Annotated in this window: 28 protein-coding genes and 1 tRNA gene; 8 read left to right on the top strand and 21 right to left on the bottom strand. The window is 58.5% G+C overall.

The features are described from left to right. The 3 genes from ACE3OH_RS06400 to ACE3OH_RS06410 form a co-directional block, all read right to left on the bottom strand. Positions 1–832, bottom strand: an 832-nt coding sequence (locus tag ACE3OH_RS06400; RefSeq protein ID WP_374349700.1) for a hypothetical protein, incomplete at its 3' end; no start/stop codon positions are given. A 340-nt stretch (positions 833–1,172) separates the two neighbouring features. After that, a complete protein-coding gene (locus ACE3OH_RS06405; protein WP_374349703.1) occupies positions 1,173–1,586 on the bottom strand; it encodes a hypothetical protein in 414 nt (137 codons plus the stop codon). Beyond that, on the bottom strand, positions 1,564–2,022 hold the full coding sequence (locus ACE3OH_RS06410; protein WP_374349705.1) for a thioesterase family protein: 459 nt from the start codon (positions 2,020–2,022) through the stop codon (positions 1,564–1,566). The genes ACE3OH_RS06405 and ACE3OH_RS06410 overlap by 23 nt, the downstream gene beginning before the upstream one ends. Positions 2,023–2,108: 86 nt before the next feature. Here ACE3OH_RS06410 and ACE3OH_RS06415 point away from each other — a divergent pair, with 86 nt between their 5' ends. Together ACE3OH_RS06415 and ACE3OH_RS06420 are read left to right on the top strand one after the other, a co-directional pair. Continuing rightward, a complete protein-coding gene (locus ACE3OH_RS06415) occupies positions 2,109–2,558 on the top strand; it encodes a universal stress protein (protein WP_374349708.1) in 450 nt (149 codons plus the stop codon). Positions 2,559–2,765: 207 nt separating this feature from the next. Next, on the top strand, positions 2,766–3,632 hold the full coding sequence (locus ACE3OH_RS06420; RefSeq protein ID WP_374349711.1) for a radical SAM protein: 867 nt from the start codon (positions 2,766–2,768) through the stop codon (positions 3,630–3,632). A 139-nt stretch (positions 3,633–3,771) separates the two neighbouring features. Here the strand turns inward: ACE3OH_RS06420 and ACE3OH_RS06425 are convergent, their stop codons facing one another. After that, positions 3,772–4,092 (bottom strand): helix-turn-helix domain-containing protein, encoded by a 321-nt coding sequence (locus ACE3OH_RS06425; RefSeq protein ID WP_374349773.1) that lies wholly within the window; start codon positions 4,090–4,092, stop codon positions 3,772–3,774. Positions 4,093–4,452: 360 nt separating this feature from the next. Here ACE3OH_RS06425 and ACE3OH_RS06430 point away from each other — a divergent pair, with 360 nt between their 5' ends. Beyond that, positions 4,453–5,088, top strand: coding sequence for a GntR family transcriptional regulator (locus ACE3OH_RS06430; protein ID WP_374349714.1), 636 nt, complete (start codon positions 4,453–4,455; stop codon positions 5,086–5,088). A 12-nt stretch (positions 5,089–5,100) separates the two neighbouring features. Here ACE3OH_RS06430 and ACE3OH_RS06435 read toward each other — a convergent pair whose 3' ends face one another. Both ACE3OH_RS06435 and ACE3OH_RS06440 read right to left on the bottom strand, forming a co-directional pair. After that, on the bottom strand, positions 5,101–6,339 hold the full coding sequence (locus ACE3OH_RS06435; RefSeq protein ID WP_374349719.1) for a patatin-like phospholipase family protein: 1,239 nt from the start codon (positions 6,337–6,339) through the stop codon (positions 5,101–5,103). 186 nt (positions 6,340–6,525) lie between these two features. Further along, a complete protein-coding gene (locus ACE3OH_RS06440) occupies positions 6,526–7,014 on the bottom strand; it encodes a phasin family protein (protein ID WP_374349721.1) in 489 nt (162 codons plus the stop codon). 311 nt (positions 7,015–7,325) lie between these two features. Between ACE3OH_RS06440 and ACE3OH_RS06445 the strand changes: the two genes are divergently transcribed. Both ACE3OH_RS06445 and ACE3OH_RS06450 read left to right on the top strand, forming a co-directional pair. After that, positions 7,326–8,015 (top strand): hypothetical protein, encoded by a 690-nt coding sequence (locus tag ACE3OH_RS06445; RefSeq protein ID WP_374349724.1) that lies wholly within the window; start codon positions 7,326–7,328, stop codon positions 8,013–8,015. A gap of 32 nt (positions 8,016–8,047) precedes the next feature. Further along, on the top strand, positions 8,048–8,482 hold the full coding sequence (locus ACE3OH_RS06450; RefSeq protein ID WP_374349727.1) for a DUF2147 domain-containing protein: 435 nt from the start codon (positions 8,048–8,050) through the stop codon (positions 8,480–8,482). A gap of 165 nt (positions 8,483–8,647) precedes the next feature. Here ACE3OH_RS06450 and ACE3OH_RS06455 read toward each other — a convergent pair whose 3' ends face one another. Together ACE3OH_RS06455 and ACE3OH_RS06460 are read right to left on the bottom strand one after the other, a co-directional pair. Continuing rightward, the gene (locus tag ACE3OH_RS06455; RefSeq protein ID WP_374349729.1) at positions 8,648–9,493 is read right to left on the bottom strand and encodes an AAA family ATPase; all 846 of its coding nucleotides are present in this window, start codon (positions 9,491–9,493) and stop codon (positions 8,648–8,650) included. 33 nt (positions 9,494–9,526) lie between these two features. After that, complete coding sequence (locus tag ACE3OH_RS06460; protein ID WP_374349732.1) at positions 9,527–10,303, bottom strand: TatD family hydrolase; 777 nt, start codon at positions 10,301–10,303, stop codon at positions 9,527–9,529. 37 nt (positions 10,304–10,340) lie between these two features. Between ACE3OH_RS06460 and ACE3OH_RS06465 the strand changes: the two genes are divergently transcribed. Beyond that, a complete protein-coding gene (locus ACE3OH_RS06465) occupies positions 10,341–10,865 on the top strand; it encodes a Crp/Fnr family transcriptional regulator (RefSeq protein ID WP_374349738.1) in 525 nt (174 codons plus the stop codon). A 12-nt stretch (positions 10,866–10,877) separates the two neighbouring features. Here ACE3OH_RS06465 and ACE3OH_RS06470 read toward each other — a convergent pair whose 3' ends face one another. Genes ACE3OH_RS06470 through ACE3OH_RS06480 form a run of 3 tightly spaced genes read right to left on the bottom strand, consistent with a single transcriptional unit; the run spans position 10,878 to position 12,405 of the window. Further along, entirely contained in the window at positions 10,878–11,462 is a 585-nt protein-coding gene (locus tag ACE3OH_RS06470) for a BON domain-containing protein (RefSeq protein WP_374349741.1), read from the bottom strand. A 3-nt stretch (positions 11,463–11,465) separates the two neighbouring features. Then, positions 11,466–12,059 (bottom strand): phosphoheptose isomerase, encoded by a 594-nt coding sequence (locus ACE3OH_RS06475; RefSeq protein ID WP_374349776.1) that lies wholly within the window; start codon positions 12,057–12,059, stop codon positions 11,466–11,468. Positions 12,060–12,066: 7 nt separating this feature from the next. Further along, positions 12,067–12,405: a YraN family protein gene (locus tag ACE3OH_RS06480; RefSeq protein ID WP_374349743.1), complete on the bottom strand. Its 339-nt coding sequence runs from the start codon at positions 12,403–12,405 to the stop codon at positions 12,067–12,069. 161 nt (positions 12,406–12,566) lie between these two features. Here ACE3OH_RS06480 and rsmI point away from each other — a divergent pair, with 161 nt between their 5' ends. Both rsmI and ACE3OH_RS06490 read left to right on the top strand, forming a co-directional pair. Next, positions 12,567–13,409, top strand: coding sequence for a 16S rRNA (cytidine(1402)-2'-O)-methyltransferase (rsmI, locus tag ACE3OH_RS06485; protein ID WP_374349746.1), 843 nt, complete (start codon positions 12,567–12,569; stop codon positions 13,407–13,409). 41 nt (positions 13,410–13,450) lie between these two features. After that, positions 13,451–13,535: transfer RNA gene (locus ACE3OH_RS06490), tRNA-Leu, on the top strand. A 93-nt stretch (positions 13,536–13,628) separates the two neighbouring features. Here ACE3OH_RS06490 and fliR read toward each other — a convergent pair. From fliR to ACE3OH_RS06540, 10 genes are all read right to left on the bottom strand, one after another. Beyond that, positions 13,629–14,414, bottom strand: coding sequence for a flagellar biosynthetic protein FliR (gene fliR, locus ACE3OH_RS06495; protein WP_374349749.1), 786 nt, complete (start codon positions 14,412–14,414; stop codon positions 13,629–13,631). Between the two features lie 3 nt (positions 14,415–14,417). Then, positions 14,418–14,687, bottom strand: coding sequence for a flagellar biosynthesis protein FliQ (fliQ, locus tag ACE3OH_RS06500; RefSeq protein ID WP_374349751.1), 270 nt, complete (start codon positions 14,685–14,687; stop codon positions 14,418–14,420). An 11-nt stretch (positions 14,688–14,698) separates the two neighbouring features. Beyond that, positions 14,699–15,436, bottom strand: coding sequence for a flagellar type III secretion system pore protein FliP (gene fliP, locus ACE3OH_RS06505; RefSeq protein WP_374349754.1), 738 nt, complete (start codon positions 15,434–15,436; stop codon positions 14,699–14,701). Next, positions 15,433–15,864: a flagellar biosynthetic protein FliO gene (fliO, locus tag ACE3OH_RS06510; protein WP_374349757.1), complete on the bottom strand. Its 432-nt coding sequence runs from the start codon at positions 15,862–15,864 to the stop codon at positions 15,433–15,435. Before fliO ends, fliP begins: the two co-directional genes overlap by 4 nt. A 7-nt stretch (positions 15,865–15,871) precedes the next feature. Beyond that, complete coding sequence (gene fliN, locus ACE3OH_RS06515; protein ID WP_374349760.1) at positions 15,872–16,321, bottom strand: flagellar motor switch protein FliN; 450 nt, start codon at positions 16,319–16,321, stop codon at positions 15,872–15,874. Next, positions 16,314–17,330, bottom strand: coding sequence for a flagellar motor switch protein FliM (fliM, locus tag ACE3OH_RS06520; protein ID WP_374349762.1), 1,017 nt, complete (start codon positions 17,328–17,330; stop codon positions 16,314–16,316). The genes fliN and fliM overlap by 8 nt, the downstream gene beginning before the upstream one ends. A 27-nt stretch (positions 17,331–17,357) precedes the next feature. Next, entirely contained in the window at positions 17,358–17,921 is a 564-nt protein-coding gene (locus ACE3OH_RS06525; RefSeq protein WP_374349764.1) for a flagellar basal body-associated FliL family protein, read from the bottom strand. A 263-nt stretch (positions 17,922–18,184) separates the two neighbouring features. Further along, complete coding sequence (locus ACE3OH_RS06530; protein ID WP_374349766.1) at positions 18,185–19,447, bottom strand: flagellar hook-length control protein FliK; 1,263 nt, start codon at positions 19,445–19,447, stop codon at positions 18,185–18,187. Between the two features lie 117 nt (positions 19,448–19,564). Beyond that, complete coding sequence (gene fliJ, locus ACE3OH_RS06535) at positions 19,565–20,014, bottom strand: flagellar export protein FliJ (protein ID WP_374349768.1); 450 nt, start codon at positions 20,012–20,014, stop codon at positions 19,565–19,567. A 6-nt stretch (positions 20,015–20,020) separates the two neighbouring features. Then, a partial coding sequence (locus ACE3OH_RS06540; RefSeq protein WP_374349771.1) for a FliI/YscN family ATPase occupies positions 20,021–21,207 on the bottom strand: 1,187 nt, incomplete at its 5' end.

Consider the following 21,207-nt stretch of genomic DNA (forward strand, 5'->3'; position numbering starts at 1 on the left):
TGACGAGGCGCACATAGAGGCGCCGCAGGCGCAGAGTCAGCGGCACTAGCAAACCCAGTAGCAGTGCCCACGGCCGCAGCAAATCGCTCAGCGACGCGATATGCGCATCAAGGCCGACCATGGCAAGCACAGCGGCAGAGCCGCCTGCGGCGCTGGCAGCATGGGTTTGCAGCGAGGCGGACATGAGGCGTGGCTCAAGGACAGGCAATACCACCAGACACAGCGGCAGCAAGGCCAGCAGTTGTGCCAGCGACAGAGCGCGGAGCCAGCCGGTCGGGATCGGCAGCATGGCGAGGCGACTGACCAGGAACAGGCTGACACCGGCCAGCGCGGGCAGGAAACTGTACTGCGGCCCCACGCAAGCCAGGGTCAGCATCAGCAGCCATAGCCAGGCACCACGGCGACGATGATCGAGCAGATAGACCGCCATGCCCGATATAGTAGCCAGCACCGCCGTCTGCGCCGGGTCGAAACCCTGAAACAGGGCAAGGTGCCCTGCGCGCGCCAGCAGCAGCAATGCTACGAGAAACATCGCGGCCAGCATCCAGCGCGGCATGCGCGCCTGGGCGACCACCTCGCGGCACAGCAGATAGACGGCCGCAAGCAGGACCAGCTTGCCCAACAGTGCCGCCAAGGCGATGTTGTAGCTATCGCCATACAAGCCCTGCAGCAGCGCCAGCAGGGCAAACTGGACATCGGCGCTACCGGGCATGGCTGCCCCAGCAGGCAACAGCAGCGCCAGATCCAGCGAAATACTGGCCGGCAGTCCAGCCGGCAGATGCTTGCTCAGCAGCAATAGCGCCAGCGTCGCCGCCAGCATGATTGCCCGCATGAATATGTCGGAAGGAGAAAAACAGGATGACTTCATGAGCCTGCGTGGCGCCGGTTGCAGCCCAATGCTGGGCAAGGAACGGGTTATTCAGCGGCGAGCAGGATGAGGCCAAGCGTGGCGACAGGCCACTAATCAAAGCTAATTTCGACAGTCCGCTCACTAAGGAGAGGACCATAGCGGGGTAAATGCCGCTCAGGGCGGTGTAGCGTAAACAGCGACACGCTTCAACCGTTTCGCCATCTCGCTACGCCCTCAGCCGGATAGCCCGGCGAACGCCCGCAAACAACCGCCCCAGCAAAGGGCGGCAGCCTGCAAAGTGGCCGGATCCAAGCCGGGCAGATCAGCGCGCGTACGCTTCTTCGATATCGGCCAGCGTCAGATGCCAGCGCTCCAGCAGATGGCTGTAAATGGCCAGCTCGGCCTCGGAAATCGATTTGTCGGCCTTGGCCATGTCCAGCGCCAGGGTTGCCACCAGCAATTGCTTGTGCGGATCAGTCACATCATCGAGCAGCAGATCGATACGCGAGCGGTCAATCAGCTGGATGCGCCCTTCGTCGTCAGCCTCGTCGGACAGATCATTGCAATAGGCATGCAACACCTCGATAAAGCGGGTACGGCTGATGCCCAGCGCTTCGTAGATATGCAAGGTTTCCAGGCTGTCGATTTCCCGGACATCCATATTGCCATCGCTCATCATCAGCATGACAAGCAGGCGCGCCATGGCCTCAGGGCTATTCTGTGCGTACCGTTTCATGTTTTTTCATCTCCATACTCATGACTGCCGAAAAAGCCGGTGGAACACTGGCGGGTCTGCGGGTTTCGATATTGATGAAGATCAGGCCGGTCTTGGCGTGCAGGATATCCTTGCCATCCGACAGCCGCCACAGGCGGTAAAACACATCGAAACCGTATTTATTGAAGTCGTCGACCATCAACTCGGCGCGTAGCGTATCGCCCCAGAACGCCTCGCCTTTGTAGATCAGGCAGGCGTCAGTCTGGATCAGGCTGCAACCGTGGATTTCACGCTCATTGAAACCAAGCGAAGCGAAGAGACGCAAACGCGCTTCATGCAACAAGGTCAGCGCCGAATCATTTCCGAGATGCCCGCCATAATTGATCTGGCCGATGCCGATAGGCAGGTCGGTGGCAAACAAACAGTGCTCGGGAAGATTGAGGACAAGGCGGGCCATGGCTGCCAGTGTAAGCCGCCCCGACTCGGGCAAGCAACTGGATGCGGGCTATAGTTGTAGCTCCGCTCCACAGCACGAGGCAGATCATGTATCAGCGCATCCTGGTGCCGGTCGACGACAGCGTAACCTCGCGACAGGCCTTGCTGGAAACCAGCCGCTTTTGCTGCGAGCAACATGGCCGCACCCGCCTCGTACATGTCATCGATCTTGCCCAGTTCACCTGGGGTGGCGCCGAGTTTGTCGATGTGGGCGAATTGCAAGGCAATCTGCGCGATAGCGGCACCAAATTGCTGGACAAGGCGGCCAGCGAAATGCGCGCACAGGGAATCGAGGTGGAAACTGCCTTGGTCGAAATCTGGGGCGGGCAGATTTCTGCCGCCATTACCCGCGACGCCGAAACATGGCAGGCTGATATCATCGTGATGGGCTCGCACGGCTGGACCGGCCTCGACCACCTGCTGCTGGGCAGCGTTGCCGAGGGAGTGGTACGCCATGCCAGCCGGCCGGTGCTGATCATTCCGGTCAAACGCGCCTGAAGCCGGCAGCGATACCCGGAGCTGACCGCTTTGCATAAGAGCGCTCGATGGGCGCCCGCTTTATCGGTCTCGCCGGTCAAGTACAGCGCTACAGCGGTTTTCCTTGCGCCAGCTGAGTCATGCGGACCCTCCTTGGCAGTTCACGCACTTTGCCATGGCGAGCAACACTACCGACAATGTCGGGTCATTTTTCTGAAAGCAGTCAACGTGGCAGATTCAAGCAAGCCGACGATACCTTTGCATGTCAACGATCATCGTCGCGATATTCTCGGTTTTCGCTATATCTATCCGGTAGTATCGCGCCGCGCCGGCGGGGTTTCGGTCGGCATCAACCTGAATCCGAACAATGCCTGCAACTGGCGGTGTATCTACTGCCAGGTACCGGATCTGCGCCGTGGCGGACCACCCGACATCGACCTTGCCCTGTTGCGTGAAGAGTTGGCCGCCATGCTCGATGAGCTGGTCAATGGCGACTTCATGGTGCGCAACGTGCCCGAATCCGCACGCAGGCTCAACGATATTGCCCTGTCCGGCAATGGCGAGCCGACCGCAAGCAAGCAGTTCGCTGAAGTGATCGACCTGATTGCCGAAGAGACAACCCGATTCGGACTGACTGATCTGAAGCTGGTGCTGATCAGCAACGGCAGCCAGATGTACCGTAGTGAGATCCAGACCGCGTTGACCACCATGAGCCGACTCAATGGCGAGGTCTGGTTCAAGTTCGATCAGGCACCGATCGATGGCTATTCCGACATCAACCAGATTGCGCTGTCAGAAGCACAGATACTGCGCCACCTCAATTTTGCCAGCACGCATTGTCCGACCTGGATTCAGACCTGCATGTTCTGCCGCAATGGTGAGCCACCCGGCGACGAGGCGGTCTCGGCCTATCTTGCAATACTGGAAAAAGCGCTGGAAACAGGCTGTCGGCTTGAAGGCGTGCTGCTGTACGGCGTGGCTCGCCCGTCCACACAGCCCGAAGCCCCGCAAATCAGCGCGGCGCCGCTTGATTGGATGGAAAAAATGGCCAGGAAAATCGAAGCCATCGGACTACCCGTCAAGCTATCAGCCTGACGCTCAAACTGGGCACCAGGCAAGTTCTTGCCCCGAGTCGGCACTACGTATGCGACATCCGGGGCAATCCAGACAGCCCGACGCATACTGGCGGGCAAGCGAGAAGGGAGCGTCCTGATGCCTTCTCGCTGCGCAGGAATTACTGGCTGCCAGCCTCGGGCGCTTGACCGCCCTCTTGCTTGGTCTTGACGGCCTTTTGCAGGCTCTTGAACAAATCCGGGTGGTGGTCGCGTAGATACTCGATGATTTCGAAGTCTTCACGCCGAACCCGGCTGAGGTCGAGCTGCTCCACATGCACGAGGCGCAACAGCTCACGCACCGGCTTGGGCATGTTGCGGCCGCTCTCATAGCGCGACCCGCCACTCTGGGTTACGCCGATCTTGGTCCAGAATTCCTCCTGGTTCATCCCGAGCTTGCGGCGGATATCGCGCGGGTTCAGGACTCTTTCAAAAAGTTTCATCATGGTTCACCGCCTATATGGCAACTTGGTAGTGATATCGGTCTGTCATGCGCGAGATTGGCGACGCTATGCCAATGTGTGACAGTACATTCGTACGACATTCGACCATCCAGCAGGAAAGACCGAAAAGCCGTTCCAGTCGCGAACAGCAGACATCATTTTAAGGTAAGCGAATCTTACTGCGGAACCCGACTATGCGCGAGGCATATTAGCAAAATCTATCGGCAGAGCGAATCGCATCGAATAGTGCTGATGAATCTATTTCTGTTAAGTTGACAAAGACACCTCTGCAATTTGTTAAACTTTCGTACAACTTTCAGCGCAGCACCCAGGCGTGCAGCCATCGGACTAGGCGGAACAATGAGCACATTGGTCGACAAGATCGTTCAAACCATGCGGGCAGACATTTTCAGCGGCAATTTACGCGCCGGTCAGCCGCTCAAACAGGTAGAACTGGCCAATCGATACGGCGTAAGCCCGATCCCGCTGCGCGAAGCCTTGCAGCGCCTGCAAGTGGAAGGTCTGGTCGAATACTTTGCCTACCGTGGCGCCATCGTTGCCCGAACCCGCAAGGCCGAGGCCACCGATATTGTCGATATCCGCAAGGCGCTGGAGTTGCTGGCCTTCGAGCATGCCCTGCCCCATCTGGTTCAATCTCAACTGGTCGAGCTGGAACGATTGACCGAGGCGCTCGATTCGCCGCGCTCGCGCAGCGATGCCAACTATTTTATGGAAAGCAATCTGGCCTATTTCGAGACGCTGCTGGCGCGTAGCAATCGACCGATTCTGCTTGAAATGATCCAGATGAATCTCAAGCGCGCCACCCGCTATTATGCCGAGCTGCTGCGGCAGCGGCCGGATGAGGCCGACCTCAAACCCAGCCGCCGCGACTATCTTGCCGCCATCCACCGCCGCGATCTGCCCGCCTTGCGCGTCATGATCGAGTCACGCCACACCGCGTTTCTGTCTGCCCTTGAATCCGTTCTCGAAGACTGAGGCGCAGCCACATCAAGATTCGTGTGGCGCATTCAACCAGTGATGCAGCTGGTCAAGCGTGAAATACAGCTTGTCGATACCCGCATCCGGCTCTGGCGTTTCGTCAAAGCGCTTCCAGTACCGGTCATGCGCCTTTTTCGATAGCCAACTGTCGGACTCGAGTGCCTGTCGATTCAAATGCACGCCATGGCGAGCCAGCAAGGGCGCAAGCTCGTCTGCCCGGCGCCGCAAGTCTGCGCGGGTGTGTTGATAGGCGTGCTCGCACATGTTTTCGCGGTCGGCATAGCTGAAAACATTGGAGAAGAACATCTCCTCATCGCCATGACTGGGTTCGAACAGCACCACATCAGCGCCTTCATACATGCGCGAGTAGTTCTGCATGCCGACGCGCATGCGCGAATGGATGATGGAGCGGAAGGTCTGCGACAACACCACCGGCAAACCGCCGCGCATCAGGCGATCGCGATTGTTCGGGTGGCCATGCGGGGCCAGCCGCGCATCAAAGGGTACGATGGGATTGATGCAGATCACCAGATCGGACTTCTCATCCAGACTGATCGAGGCGTGCAGTGTCTTCTTCAGCGCGCCATCGACGTAATAGTCGCCATCGATCTCCACCGGCGGAAACAGGCCCGGCAAGGCTGCTGATGCCTGTACTGCCTTGGAGATGGGCACATGGTCATGACCATGCCCGCCAAACTTCACTGACCGCCCGGTATCAAGATCGGTGGCGACGATATACAGCTTGTTGCGCAAGCTGCGAAAGTCATTGGTACGCCCTTTTTGGGTGAATACCTTGGTAAAGAAGCGGTCGATTTCATTGTTGTCGAACATGCCGGTCGGAATGGCGTGAGCGAGCTGCATGAAAGCGCCAGCCACACCTACCTCGCGCGGGCGGGTAAAAAATTGCCAGAATGCTTCGCCGATCAACTCCGGCAACGCCATGGCACCACGCAGGTATTCGCGATAAGCCGGTTTCAGGAATTGCCCCGGCTCCAGTTTGACCTCACGCGATTTGTTGGTGATGAAGATGTCGTACATCTCGCGCGGCGAAATCTTGTTGGCCAGCGCAGCAGATATGAACCCACCGGCACTGACGCCGACATAAACATCGAGATCGGTAAACTCGACGCCATCGAGCACTTCAGCCAGCGCGCATAGCGCCCCCACCTCGTAGATGGCGCCCAATGGCCCGCCAGCGGCCAGATTCAAGCCGATGCGCGGTTGTTTGGGATGAGGATGGCTAGGCATGAGAGGTACTCCGATATTGCGAGGGGGCGGATTTTAGCGCAGCGCGCACGCCATGGCGTACCGCAAGGCCGTCCCGCAGAAACAGAACGGGGCGTACGCATAAGCGCCGCCCCGCTGGCATCACCTGGGGCCATCTGCGCGACTTCCGCCAACAGGCGGAACTACGCCGGACCAGCCCCGGAACAATCAAGCCTTGGCGGCCGGCTTTTCAGCCTCAACCTTGGCAGCTGCCGGCTTTGCGGCGACTTCGGCCTTGGCAGCTGGCTTGGCTTCTTCGGCCTTGGCAGCGGCTGGCTTGGCGGCCTGCTTCTTCAGCAGCTCGTTGACGCTCTTGTTCAGCTCTTCGATACGCTTGTTCAGGTCCGACAGGTCCTTGTTGCTTGGTACACCCAGTGCGTTCAGGGCACGGGCGACACGATCCTGGAATACTTGCTCGAGCTTGTCCCAGGTTTCGGTTGCTTTGCTGGTTACCGCCACGACTTTCTCCTCAGCCGATTTACGGCTCTTTTCTTCAACTTGCTTGCCAGCCTCGACCAGGTGATCGAAAGCTTTCACGCCCTCGCCTTGGGCCTTGGCAAATGCGCCAAGACCAGCCAGCCAGATTTGGTTGGCCGATTCAAGGATAACGTGAGCATACTGTTTTTCTTCGCTAGCTTTCTTCAACGACTTGGCCATGATGCACTCCTGATAAGGTGAAAGATAAGGTCGAACTGGTTGGTGTCACGATTCGGCGCGAGGTGTTGCCCAGCTTGTGGCGCCCGAGCGATCTGCGCTTCTTGGAGTGAATTATCGTGAACTTGTTTCGCTAAGTACCAGTTTTTCTTGACCTTTTCGTTTTACAATCCGGCACCGAAACAACACTGTTGCATGAATGCTACGTCGCTTTTTTTACGCCTGACCACGCAAACGCCTGTTGCCATTGGCATTGTGGCTTGGCGGCAATGCAACGCTGTGGGTTTTTTGTCCTTCGCATTTTCGCTACAACCATGAACACCTGCCTCGAACAATCCATCGCCGAAAGCGGCCTGAGCCGCCCGCATTACCTGCTTGCCCAGTGGCAGGCAGAGCGACTCCGCCACAGCTATGCCGATCTTTGTGCCGATCCACGCTTCGCCCCTGCCACCGAATTCTTCCTGCAAGACCTGTACGGTCCGCGCGATTTCAGCAAGCGCGACCATGATGGCGAGCGTGTGGTATCAAAAATGCAGCGTTTGTTGCCGCAGCGCGCCATGGCAGCAATCCAGAGCGCCCTGCATCTGAACCGGCTGACTCGCGAGCTGGATCAGGCCATGGTCAGCATGCTGTTCGACCATATGGCGGTAGAGACCATCAGCGCAGACAGCTACGCACAGGCCTATCGCCTGTGCGGCAATCGCGCGCTGCGTGAAGAGCAGATCAGCCTGGTCGATGCGCTCGGCCACGAGCTGGATGTGGTGGTGAAAAAACCACTGGTGCAAATGGCCTTGAAGCTGGCGCACGGCCCGGCCCATCTGGCCGGCCTTGGGGAGCTGCAGGATTTTCTCGAGCGCGGTGTTGCGGCGTTTTTACACATGAATGGCGCCGACAGCTTTCTGGCAACCATTGCCCGGCGCGAACGGGCTATCCTAGCGCGGATTTTTTCGGGCGCTGCCGATCCGTTCGCACCCGAGAGTGCAACGGGCGACGACCATTTGTAATGCAAGGCAGACAGAGCTGCCAGGAGACAGGCATGAAGAACACCGGTTTGACCGTAGTCGCAACATTGCTCATGGCAAGCAGTATGGCCGGCGAGCTCGACAGCCCGCTGGGTAACTGGAAAACCATCAGCGACAAGAATGGCAAGGTCGAATCGGTAATCCAGATCTATCAGGATGGCGGTGAACTGAAGGGGCGTATCGTCAATGTATTCAATCCGCCCAACCCCAACTGCACCAAATGCCGCGGTGCTTTGAAAGACCAGCCGCTGATCGGGCTCAACATCATGTCCGGCCTCAAACAGGACGGAAATATCTGGAATGGCGGCAAGATCATCGACCCGGCCGATGGCAGCGAATACAACGTCAAGCTCGAATTGGCGGACGAGGGCCAGAAACTCAAAGTGCGCGGCTTTATCGGTTTTTCGCTATTCGGCCGCACCCAGACCTGGCTGCGCGATAGCAAGTAGGCCATCAAGGCCCCGCGCCCGCACAAGCTGTTTGAATAATCAGCGAGGGATCGCGAGTCCGGGGGTGCCCAGCGCGCGGGAACCGGAATGCACTGGTGTGCATGAGGATTCAGAGCACTGTGCAAGCCCGGATCACGGCCGCACAGCCTCCTTGCAAACGGCTTCTCAGGCTTGGCGTGCGCGAACCATCTTGCTCAGGCGCTCGAACAGGCTGAGGTCCTGCTCGTTCTTGAGCAAGGCGCCGGCCATTGGCGGCAGGGCGTCGGTCAGCTGCAGCTGGCTGGGTGCCACGCCTTCGGCCAGCAAGAGCTTGAGCCAATCCACCAGTTCCGACGTCGACGGGCGCTTTTTCAGGCCCGGTAATTCGCGCACCGCATAAAACAGCGAAAGCGCTTCTTTCAGCAGATCTTCGCGCAAGCCAGGAAAGTGCACATCGACGATGCGCGCCATGGTGTCGCGATCCGGGAAGCGGATGAAGTGGAAAAAGCAGCGGCGCAGGAAAGCATCCGGTAGCTCTTTTTCATTATTGCTGGTGATGATGATGACGGGACGATGGCGCGCCTCGATGGTCTGGCGCGTTTCATAAACGTCGAAGGCCATGCGGTCGAGTTCGCGCAGCAAATCATTGGGAAACTCGATATCGGCCTTGTCGATTTCATCGATCAGCAACACTGCCTGCCGCTCGCTCTCGAAGGCTTCCCACAGCTTGCCGCGCACAATGTAATTGCCGATATCGCGAACCCGCTCATCGCCAAGCTGGCCATCGCGTAGCCGGGCCACCGCGTCGTACTCATACAGGCCGTGCTGGGCCTTGGTGGTGGACTTGATATGCCAGGCAATCAGCGGTGCGCCGAGCGAGCTGGCCACCTGCTCGGCCAGAAGGGTCTTGCCGGTTCCCGGCTCGCCCTTGATCAGCAAGGGTCGTTGCAGGGTGATGGCCGCATTGACCGCCAGCATCAGGTCGGGTGTGGCGATATAGCTATCGGTGCCGGTAAAGCGCGTGGTCGTCATGGTAGATCCTTGCAGAAGCGGCCAATTGTAGCGTTAAACGACGGCCGGACCAGCAAGCCCCGGTAGTACCTGGCGTGCATTGTCGCCCGTAGCAAGGACCAACTTGTCGACCGATATGCCGCGCAGCATCGCCAACTGCTCGGCAATGCGCCCCAGGTAGGCCGGCTCGTTGCGTTGGCGATAGGCCCATTCGGGCGGAATATCGGGCGCATCGGTTTCCAGCACAATGGCCTCGAGTGGCAAGTCACAAGCAAGACGGCGGATATTGAGCGCACGCTCAAATGTCAGCGTTCCGCCAAAGCCGAGTTTGAAGCCTTGCCGGATATAGGCATCGGCCTGTTGCGGGCTGCCATTGAAGGCATGGGCAATACCCTTGGTGACACCGAAACGCCGTAATTGCTTGAGCACTTGGTCTTGCGACTTGCGCACATGCAACAGTACCGGCAGATCAAAATCGCGCGCCAGTTTGAGCTGTTCGGCAAACAATTCAGTCTGGCGCGTCGCATCAAGCCCTTCGACAAAGAAATCCAGACCGATTTCACCCACGGCGATCGGGCGCTGCGCTTCCAGCAGGGTACGCAAGCGCAGCAGATGCGCGTGGCGATGCGCTCGCTCATAAATCGGATGCAGGCCCAGCGCTACCGGGCAGCCGTAACGCTCGCGCATCGATAGCGTTGCGTCGAATGTCGCCTCGGTAATCGCCGGAACGACGATCTGTCCGACGCCAGCCGACTCTGCCCGACTGACTACCTCGTCGCGATCAGCATCAAACTCCGGTGCATCGAGGTGGCAATGAGTGTCGATCAACATGGTGCTTGCCCGGCTAGAATGGGTGAATCCTTGTGAAATGCCGACCATCATGCCCGCCGATGATCACAGCCTGAAAACCCTGAAACTCGAAGCCTTCGATCTCGCCGGCTCGCCCGCGCTGCGCAGCAAGCTGGAAACCTCGGAAGCCCTGAGTGAGCTCGATGGCAGCGAACTGCTCCATCTGGCCAGCCTGTTGAAAGTCTACCAAGTGCCGGCGGGCACCCAGATCTTCAAGGAAGGCGACTCGGCCGCTTATATGGGCATGGTGCTGGACGGCCGCCTGATTGTCAGCAAGCGCAATGAGGAAGCAGCCGGCAAGCCGCTCTATAGCATGGCCGCCGGCAAGGTATTCGGCGAGATGGCGATGCTGGATGGCGAGCCACGTTCGGCTACGGTAATGGCCGCGGTCGACAGCACGATAGCCGTTCTGTCGCGCGACAATTTCGAGAAGCTGTGTGACAGCCGGCCGATCATTGCACTGAAGCTGCTGCGACGCATCGGACGACTTCTGTCGCAACGGCTGCGCCGGGTCAGCGGCTTGCTGGTTGACTACCTGCCTTAGCGGTGTGCGCTATCAATCGATAAACTCGAACAAGGTGATCACCTTTTCCACGCCAGGCGTCTGGCTGGCGACTTCAGCCGAATCCTTGGCTTCCTGACGTGTCACCAATCCCATCAGATACACCGTGCTGCGCTCGCTGGTCACCTTGACATGGATGGGCGAAAACCGTTTGCTATCGAGCATGCGCGCCTTGAGCCGGGTAGTGAGCCCGGTATCGGCGGCACGTGCCGACAGGCTCGACGGCAGCATCACCGCCACCTCGTTGTACACCTGCTTCACATCCTGGGTTTCGCGCGCCAGGCGCTCGACTTCGACGCGGGTCGCTTCATCCGGCACTTCCCCGGTCAACAGCACGGCGCGGTTGAAGCTATTCACATTCACATGGCTGGCATTACCGAACTTGGCATCGATGCGCTCACCGACGCGCAGCCCGATCTGTTGGTCATTCCACAGCACCGCCGTCGGCCGCCTATCCTGTGCAGCCACCACACCACCCGCTGCGCCTGCCACCACCAGTGGTACACAGGCGGTGAGCTGGCTGAGCAGTACGGTAAGTGCGAGCACACTACCGGCCCGCAGGACTTGCTTTGCTAGCATGCCTTATTCCCCATCAAGCAAAATGAAATCGATGGCGTCACAGATGCCATGTATCAGCATCATGTGCACCTCCTGGATACGCGCGGTGCGCGCAGCCGGCACATTCAGGTGGATATCGTCGCCCGACAGGATATCAGCGATCTTGCCGCCGTCGCGCCCGGTCAGGGCAATTACCGTCATTTGCCGCTCATGCGCGGCGTGTATGGCTTCCACCACATTGAGGGAGTTCCCCGAGGTGGAAATCGCCAGCAACAAATCACCCGGTTGACCCAAGGCCCGCACTTGCTTGGAGAAGATCAGGTCGTAGTCGTAATCATTGGCGATGGCGGTCAGCACCGAGGTATCGGTGGACAAGGACATGGCCGCCAAGCCCGGCCGCTCCTTCTCGAACCGGCCCACCATCTCGGCAGCAAAGTGCTGCGCATCGGCCGCCGAGCCGCCATTGCCGCAGGCAAGAATCTTGCGATCCCCCATCAGCGCAGCCACCATGCGCTCGGCGGCGGCGGCGGCGGGTGCACACAACAGGCTGCGCGCCTCCTCCTTTGCCGCCAGGCTGTCGAGGAAATGCTGGTTAACACGTTCGATCAGGTCCATCAGAATGCTTTCACAATTGGATAATGTTTTTCAGCCAGCTGATATGTGCATCGCCCTCGAACAATACTGCATCGAATCGGCACGCCGGCTGGCGCGCCAGCGTTGCCAGATAGTGCTGGGCAGCAGCAACCAAGCGGGCTTGTTTATGGTTAGTGATACTGGCGGCTGCGCCGCCGAACTGCTGGCTTGCGCGCCTGCGCACTTCGACAAATACCAGCACGGCGCCATCGGTACAGATCAGGTCGATTTCACCGAAGCGACAACGCCAGTTGCGCGCCACCATGCGCAAACCTCGGGCGGCCAGATAACGCTCGGCCGCGGCCTCTGCCTGGTCGCCACTGGCTTTCATTGTCGGCCCTGCACCGCAACGGAGGCGTGGCGCCCTGCCCGCCCGATCATGGCGGCGCGCATCAATACGCTGGCAGGGTATGGGCACGACAGGCAAAATGCCGTCGCTGCATAAGGCGGCACCCAGCTTAAGGAAACAACACCGTGCATGGCGAGCCGTATTTGATTGAACGACCGGCATTATATGTGGTGGCCACCCCGATCGGGAATCTGGCCGACCTGACCCCACGCGCTCTGGACGTATTGCGCCAGGTTGACTGCATCGCCGCCGAAGATACCCGCGTTACCGGCCAACTCCTCAAACGCATGGGTATCGACGCCAGGATGCTGTCCCTGCGTGAACACAACGAGCGCGAAGCGGCGGCCCGATTGATCGAGCGATTGGCCGCCGGCGAAGCCATCGCCCAGGTATCAGATGCCGGCACACCGGCCGTCAGCGACCCCGGCGCCAGACTGGTCGAGGCTGTGCACCAAGCCGGCTTCAAGGTAGTGCCGATTCCAGGCGCATCGGCACTATTGGCAGCACTGGCGGCGGGCGGCATGCGTTCGCCACGCTTTTACTTTCACGGCTTTCTGGAACCCAAAACCGGGGCACGGCAGGCTGAGCTGGCCACCCTGGCCGGTCTGCCCCATACCGTCGCCTTTTTTGAAGCACCGCATCGCATTGCAGACAGCCTCGCCGATATGGCCAGCGTATTCGGCGGTGAGCGCATTGCCGTGTTGGCGCGCGAACTGACCAAGACCTTTGAAACCATCCGCCGCGCACCGCTGGGCGAACTGGCGCAGTGGGTTGCCAGCGACTCCAATCAGCAACGCGGCGAACTAGTGATCCTGATCGAGGCGGCACCAGCCGACACGGCTGCTGGCGACACCGAATTCGATAGCCTGCTCAAACCCTTGCTAGGCGAGTTGCCCTTGAAACAGGCGGTCAAACTCGCAGCCGAAATCAGCGGCGGCAACCGCAATGCGCTGTATCAGCGCGCACTGCAATTGAAAGAGGGTTGACCGGTGCCGCGCTCTTTGCAATAATCCGCGCCTTCCTACCTGCCCGGGTGGTGAAACTGGTAGACGCAGGGGACTCAAAATCCCCCGCCGCAAGGCGTGTCGGTTCGATTCCGACCCCGGGCACCAAATATATGGCCAGCTTATCGGCCTTCAAAAAAGCCGCATGGTGATCATCCATGCGGCTTTTTATTGCTCAACACCGACGTCGCGCGATCGGCATTAGGGCGTAAATGCCTTGGCAATCTGGTATGCCAATTTGCTGGCCGCCTCCAGATAGGCATGCACATGCGGCACAAACATCGGTAAAGACAGATACAGGGATGCCAATCCAATTGCCAAGGTAAGCGGAAAGCCGACTGCGAAAACATTGAACTGCGGCGCAGCCCGAGACATGACACCGATCGACATATTGGTGATCAGCAAGGCCGCAACCGGCGGCAAGGAGAGCAATAGCCCCAGCTGGAATATTTGCCCGCCCGATTTCACCAATAATTCGAGCGCAGCCAGTTTGATCGGTGCGGCAGTAATCGGCAGCCAGACAAAGCTCTTCGCCAGGGTTTCGATAACCAGCAAATGTCCATTCATGGCCAGAAACAATAGCAAGGTCAGCAAGCTGGCGAACTGCGCTACAACCGCTGTATTGGCACCATGCTGCGGATCGTAAAAGCTGGCGAATCCCAGGCCCATTTGCAGGCCTGCCAGATGACCGGCCATTTCAACTGCTGTAAATATCAGGCGCATGGTAAAGCCGATGGCGAGCCCGATGATGATCTGCTGGATGATGATCAATATACCAAGCGGCGATACCGGCTCGATGTGCGGCATGGGCGGGAGTGATGTCGATAACAAGATCGACAAGGCCAGCGCCAATCCCACTCTGATCCGGACCGGGATGGTCCGGCTGGAATAAAACGGGTCAACCGCAAAAATGGCCAATATCCGGAAAAACGGCCACAACAGCGCCGTCAGCCAGGCATTGATTTCCGCTTCATTTACTGCGAACACAGGCTAGCCCACCATGGATGGAATGCTCTGATACAGCCGGATTGTGTAATCCATGATGGTTTCCAGCATCCACGGGCCGGCCAGCACTGCCACCAGGAAGGTCACCAATAATTTCGGGATGAATGAAAGCGTCGCTTCGTTGATCTGGGTAGCCGCCTGAAATACGCTGATCATCAAGCCGACCAGCAGGCCGGCAAGCAGCATCGGACCGCCCAGCAATATCATCACTTCAAATGCACGCTGCACGATGGTAATGACCATTTCCGGCGACATCGACCCTCCTGCTAAACGTAAAAGCTCTGTACCAGCGAGGTAATCAGCAGCGTCCAGCCATCTACCAGCACAAACAGCATGATCTTGAATGGCAGGGATATCACCACCGGCGAGACCATCATCATGCCCATGGCCATCAGGACACTGGCAACCACCATATCGATGATCAGGAATGGAATAAACACCAGAAAGGCGATCTGGAATGCCGTCTTCAATTCGCTGGTGACATAGGCAGGAATCAACACTTTCAGACTTATGTCGTCCGGCGTCTTCGGCTTGGCACTATTGGATAACTGAATGAATACCGCCAGATCCTTTTGCCGGGTCTGCCGCATCATGAATTGCTTGAGTGGCTTGGAACCGCGCTCCACAGCCTCATTGAAGGTGATTTTATCTTCACTATACGGCTGATAGGCCTCGTTCCAGATTTTGTCGAGCACCGGCGACATGACAAAGACAGTAAGAAACAGGGACAGGCCGACAATCACCTGATTGGGCGGCGCCTGCATGGTGCCCAAGGCCTGCCGCAGCATCGACAATACGATGACGATGCGCGTAAATGCCGTGGTCATCAGCAATAGCGCCGGTAAAAACGTCAGGCTGGTGAGAAAAAGCAGCGTCTGCAGGGTCAGCGAATAGGCTTGTCCCGAGCCAGCAGGCTGACTGGTAAGCAGCGGCAGCCCCGGCGCTGCCGCATGCACTTGCATGGAAATCAGGCACAGCAGCAGCCAAATCCGGGATTGCCTCATGCCGGCTCCTTGCTGGCCGGCTGCTTGCGCGCCTTCAGAATGGCGGACAATCGCTCCGCAAATACCGGCGCAGAAGTGGCCGGCACTTCCGCATCAGCCGGCTTAGGAAAGCTGTGCAAATGACTGATTTCGGACTGGGTTACGCCGAGTACCAGCCAGGTATCAGCCACCTCCACGACTACCACCCGCTCTTTTGGGCCAACCATCACGCCACTGATTACCCGAAGCTGCTTTCCGCCCAACTGACCAGGGCCGAGGCGGCGCACCATCCAGGCAGTGGCAAAAATCGCCAGCAAGACCAGCAATAGTGAAAACACCACCTGGAAAACACTGAATACACCTGGCGATGCGGGCGGCATGCTGCCGTATTGGGCAGCCGGAGCGGCAAGCGCTGCCGAACTGGCGGCGGTAATCAGGAAAGAAACCATCAATACCTTATTTATGCAGACGACGTATGCGTTCGGCCGGGGTAATGATATCGGTCAGGCGAATACCGAATTTATCATTGACCACCACCACCTCACCCTGGGCAATCAAGCAGCCGTTTACCATCACATCCATCGGCTCACCTGCCAGACCATCCAGCTCAACCACCGAACCTTGAGCAAGCTGCAGCAGGCTGCGAATGGCGATCTTGGTACGACCCAACTCCACGGTCATGGTCACCGGGATGTCCATGATCATATCAATACTGGATGGCCCCGTCGGCTTTTCCGGTTCATTGTCAAAACGCTGGAAAATATCGGCAGGGGCAAGATTCTGCGTCTGCGTAGCTGCCGGTGCTACGCTCGCCGTAGCCGCCATGGCGGCAGCCTCATGCTCCTGCTGTTCTGCGAGCGCAGCAGCCCAGTCATCCAGCCCTTGTTCTTCGGTTTCGTTACTCATCGCTCAACTCCTCCAAGGGCTCATCGTCGAGCATCAATTCTTCAGGCGTGGTCAGAATCTTGTCGACCTTCAGCGCATATTGACCATGCATGGTGCCATAGCTTCCTTCCAGCAGCGGTACGCCATGCACTTCGGCAGTGATTTTCTCCGGGATATCAATACCGATCACATCGCCTACTTTCAGATCGAGAATTTCACCCAGCGTAATTTCGGCCGTACCCAAAGTAGCAATCAAATCGACATTGGCCGATTGCACCTGGCGGGACAGCAACTTTACCCAGCGATTATCGGCCTCCATACGGTCAGCCTGCATCGAGCTATACAGCAGGTCACGCAAGGGTTCGATCATTGAATACGGGAAGCACACATGGAAATCGCCACCACCTGAACCGAGTTCGATCTTGAACGTGAATGCCACCACCACTTCGGTCGGCGTTGCAATATTGGCAAACTGGGTGTTCATCTCCGAGCGGACATAGGTAAATTCGGTTTTGAATACCGGCTCCCACGCCTTGCGGTATTCATCCATCACCACTTCCAAGAGGCGCTGGATGATACGCTGCTCAGTCGGAGTAAAATCACGGCCTTCGACCCGGACATGATATCGGCCATCCGAGCCGAACATATTGTCCACTACCAGAAACACAAAATCCGGATCGAAAATAAACAAGCCCGTACCGCGCAGGGGCTTCATATGAATCAGGTTCAGATTGGTCGGAACGACGAGATTGCGGATGAATTCGCTGTACTTCTGGACACGCACTGGCCCGACCGATATTTCGGCCGAGCGCCGCATGAAATTGAACAGACCGATGCGCAGGTTACGGGCAAAGCGTTCGTTGATCACCTCCAGCGTGGGCATACGCCCACGCACAATCCGCTCCTGGCGACCGATGTCATAGGCGCGGATCGCCGAGGCATCCAGCCCCTCGTCCGCATCTTCGTCTTCCCCGGTCACACCGCGCAGCAGCGCATCGACCTCTTCCTGGGAAAGAATATCATCAGCCATGATCGCCCCGATTCACTACATGATCACTTATTGGACGATAAAGGTCTTGAACGAAACGCCCATGACACCTTCCTCGTCATCTTTAGCGCCAAGCGATTTATTGATGGTCTGTTTGAGTTCGGCCATCAGCTTGAGCTTCCCGTCTGTCGTTGCCAGTTCATCTGGCTTTTTTGCACTCAGTACCAGATTGACATTGCTGCTGATCAAAGGCAGGAAATTCTTGATGACTTCCTTTTGCTTCTCATCAGCGACTCTTACATATATCTCGGTCTGAAGTACCGTACCGCCCTGCAAATTAACCGTAAAGGTGTCGAGTTTTTCGAACACCGGCGCTTCCTCGTGCTTCTTCTTGTCTTTCTTTTCCTTCTTTTCCTTATTTTTTTCCGGCTCGTGCTCTTCACTCGCTACCGGTTCGGCCCCACCAGCCTGACCGGCCGACAATGAAAGAACCAACCACGCCGCTACAGCACCGCCCACCAGTATTACCAATACCAACAGCACAATAATCAGGTAAAGCAGAACAGGCTTTTTGCCTTTTTGCCCACCGTCACTTGCCTCCGCTGGCGGGGCGGTTTTTTTGGCTTCTGCCATGGAGTCGGTCCTTTCCGGATGTTGTTGCTTTGCCTGTTGAGGCAGGTAAAACACTGCCCCGCTATGCCAAGTTATAAAGCAAACATGTCACCCAAACAAGGATTGGTGCGGCTTTCACCCACTTCCCGACACCTCCTGCCGCACATCTGTACAACATCGTCTTGTCGTCGCATTTCGGCCGATTCCTTCCGGCTTACCCCCAACTGCCAGCGAAGCAAGCGGCGCCTTCGGCATGACAGCTGCCGCCGCGCTTGCCATCGCCACTAGACAAACAGGTTCACATTTCCCGGCAAACCCGTTAGCACGCGACTCGATCTCGCCGCGTTTGGCGCTACCACATCGTCCATCGCCAGCCCGTCGTTGCGACTGCGCGTGCCCTGCCGCTGATTGCCACCCTGCTCACGACCGCCGTCGTTACTGCGCGTCTGCACATTGCTCTGAGCAAGTTGTATTCCAGATTCCGCCAGCATTTCTTCAAGGCGCGGCAAGGAGGCATTGAGCGCTTCACGTACCGGCGCCGTAGCCGCGACAAAGGTCAGGCTGGCTTGATCCTTGTCGAGGCTGAGCTTGATATCGAGCGGCCCCAGATGCGGTGGATTCAGTTGTAGCTCTACTTCCTGATGCTGGTTGCTGACCATCATCACCACCTGGTGACCCAAAGCACTATCCCAGCCATCGCCACCTACCGGCTGGAAAATGGTGTTCTCTATGCGCAGCTGGGCGGGATTGTTCGCGCTGCGTACCGTATCGCTGCGCTGCGGCACCGCGACGGCCAATGGCGCCACTATCGTTGCCGCCGACTCCGTCTGTTTTGTCTCCATCAAGGTGCTGAACAACATATCGGTTTTGCCTGGCTCGGCAATTGTCGCCGGCGATAGTTGCCGCTGTCCGCCTTCAGCCAAGCTGGCTAGCAATGTGCTGTCAGTTGCATCTTTCTTTCCCTTGTCGCCTGCACGCTCACCCAGTGCATGCGCCATGGCTGCCGTGCGTGCCAACTTGCCTGATGCCCCCTCAGATTGCGGCGCGGTCGGCGCTGTCGCGGCAGACAGCGCTTGCAGCTGGGCAAGCAAGGCTGCCAGACCGCCCGTGCCGACCTGGGTATCGGGCGGCGCCTGAGTCGTTTGCACGATATCGGCAGCCTGCTCGCTATCGGGCTTATCCTTGGCCTCTTTGGCTGTATCTGGCGCCTGGCTTTGAGTTGGCTCGGTCGCGTGATCGACCGATTCCGGCGCGCCGGACCTTGCATCACCCTCATCCGCTTTTGCCTGCTTTTGCAAGGGCCGGCTCGTGCCAGTACTTTGCGCCTGCGGCGCGCTACCGGCTTTATTGCTTTTGGCGGGTGGCGGCACCGCCGCTGCGGGCGTTGCCGCAGCGTTACCGGCATCGGCCGCCTGGCGCACAGCAATCTGCTTGCTGAGCGTGCGGTCGAACAGGCTTGCAGGGTTGAGCTCCTTGGCGCTGCCCTTGCCCGACTGAGCCGGTAATGCCTGGGTTTGCACAACAGGATTGGCGAGCAGGCTGGACATGGACGATTCCTTGGCTAGGCCGTGGCGGCAGATGAGCTCTTAAAGCAACGACAATGCCAGCTAGCTTTTCCAGGGAATCAACACAGCGGCATCTGCCAGCCCTGCAATACAACGAAATCAATCATTGCCATGTCGGCGTCGCACCATATTGGCCGACCATTCATCGGACTGGCGTTGTGCGAGTCGATTATCAGCTTGCGCTTCCCGGAAATCATGGCGCTGCTGCAGGGCTTCGAAGGCTTTTACTTCTTTGACGCACTCACTCCAGAACTGCCGAGCAGACTCCAGAGCAGCGAGTTGCCGCTCGACTTCCGCCATCTGCTGCTCGATTGCGCCTGCCAGCTTGGCCAGAAACAGCTGAAAATCATTCCACTGATGCATATGCATGCCACGGCCAGCATTGGTATTGAGGCGCAGCCGGTACTCGTCGCGATATGCTTCGATCTGCGCCAGCTGCTCGCGAGCCGCCTGTACCCGCAGACTGGCATTACCGATCGCCAGCGCCGCCGCTTCGCGCCTGTCGATAGCGCGTTGCAGCAGAAAATCGAACTGGAATGCGCGGGCCATGGCCAATCAGCCCTGAAACAGCGCGGCCAGACGCGCCCGGGCGGAATCATAGGGCTCGCGCTCGTCTATGCCTTGCTGCAAAAAGGCATCCAGAACCGGCATGCGCATGATCGCCTCGTCAAGCAAGGGGTCGGAACCGCGTGCATAGGCGCCAACATTGATCAGATCGCGGCTGCGCTGGTAGCGCGCATACAGCTGCTTGAAGCGCCGCACATGGTCAAGCTCGCTCGCAGGCACGATATCGGTCATCACCCGGCTGATCGACTGCTCGATATCGATTGCCGGATAGTGCCCGGCATCGGCCAGTTGCCGCGACAGCACGAAATGGCCATCCAGAATGGCCCGGGCGCTATCGGCAATCGGATCTTGCTGGTCATCACCCTCGCTGAGCACCGTGTAAAACGCGGTAATGGAGCCGCTGCCATCGCGGCCATTGCCGGCGCGCTCGACCAGGGCGGGCAGTTTGGCGAATACCGACGGAGGATAACCGCGCGTAGCTGGCGGCTCGCCCACGGCCAGAGCGATTTCGCGTTGCGCCATGGCGTAACGGGTAAGCGAATCCATGATCAGCAACACATTGGCACCGCAATCGCGGAAGTACTCGGCGACCGCCGTTGCATAGGCAGCGCCATGCAAGCGCAGAAGCGGTGGCGTATCGGCCGGTGCGGCGATCACTACCGAGCGGGCCAGGCCTTCGCTACCGAGAATGTTCTCGATGAAGTCCTTGACTTCGCGGCCACGCTCGCCAATCAGGCCAACCACCACCACATCGGCCGTCGTAAAGCGCGCCATCATTCCCAACAGCACGCTCTTGCCAATGCCGGAGCCGGCGAACAGACCAAGGCGCTGACCACGGCCCACAGTGAGCAGGGCATTGATGGCACGGACACCCACATCGAGCACCTGCGCCACCGGTACGCGATCCAGCGGGTTGAACGGGCGGGAGAACAAGGGCACATGCGCATCAGTTGCCACCATGCCCCGGCGATCCAGCGGCCGCCCCAGCCCATCGAGTACGCGGCCGAGCATTTTCGGCCCGACGCCGATCTGCCTGCCGTGGTCTTCAAAGCGGCGTAGCGGCGGCAACGCCTCGCCATACTGCGGTACACGGCTGCCAAGATCCTCATAGGCGATGACTGCAGCACCGGGCTCCAGGCCATACACCTCGGCCACCGGCATCAGGAACAGTTTTA

The sequence above is a fragment of the Chitinimonas sp. genome, assembly GCF_041904975.1.
Lineage (GTDB): Bacteria > Pseudomonadota > Gammaproteobacteria > Burkholderiales > Chitinimonadaceae > Chitinimonas.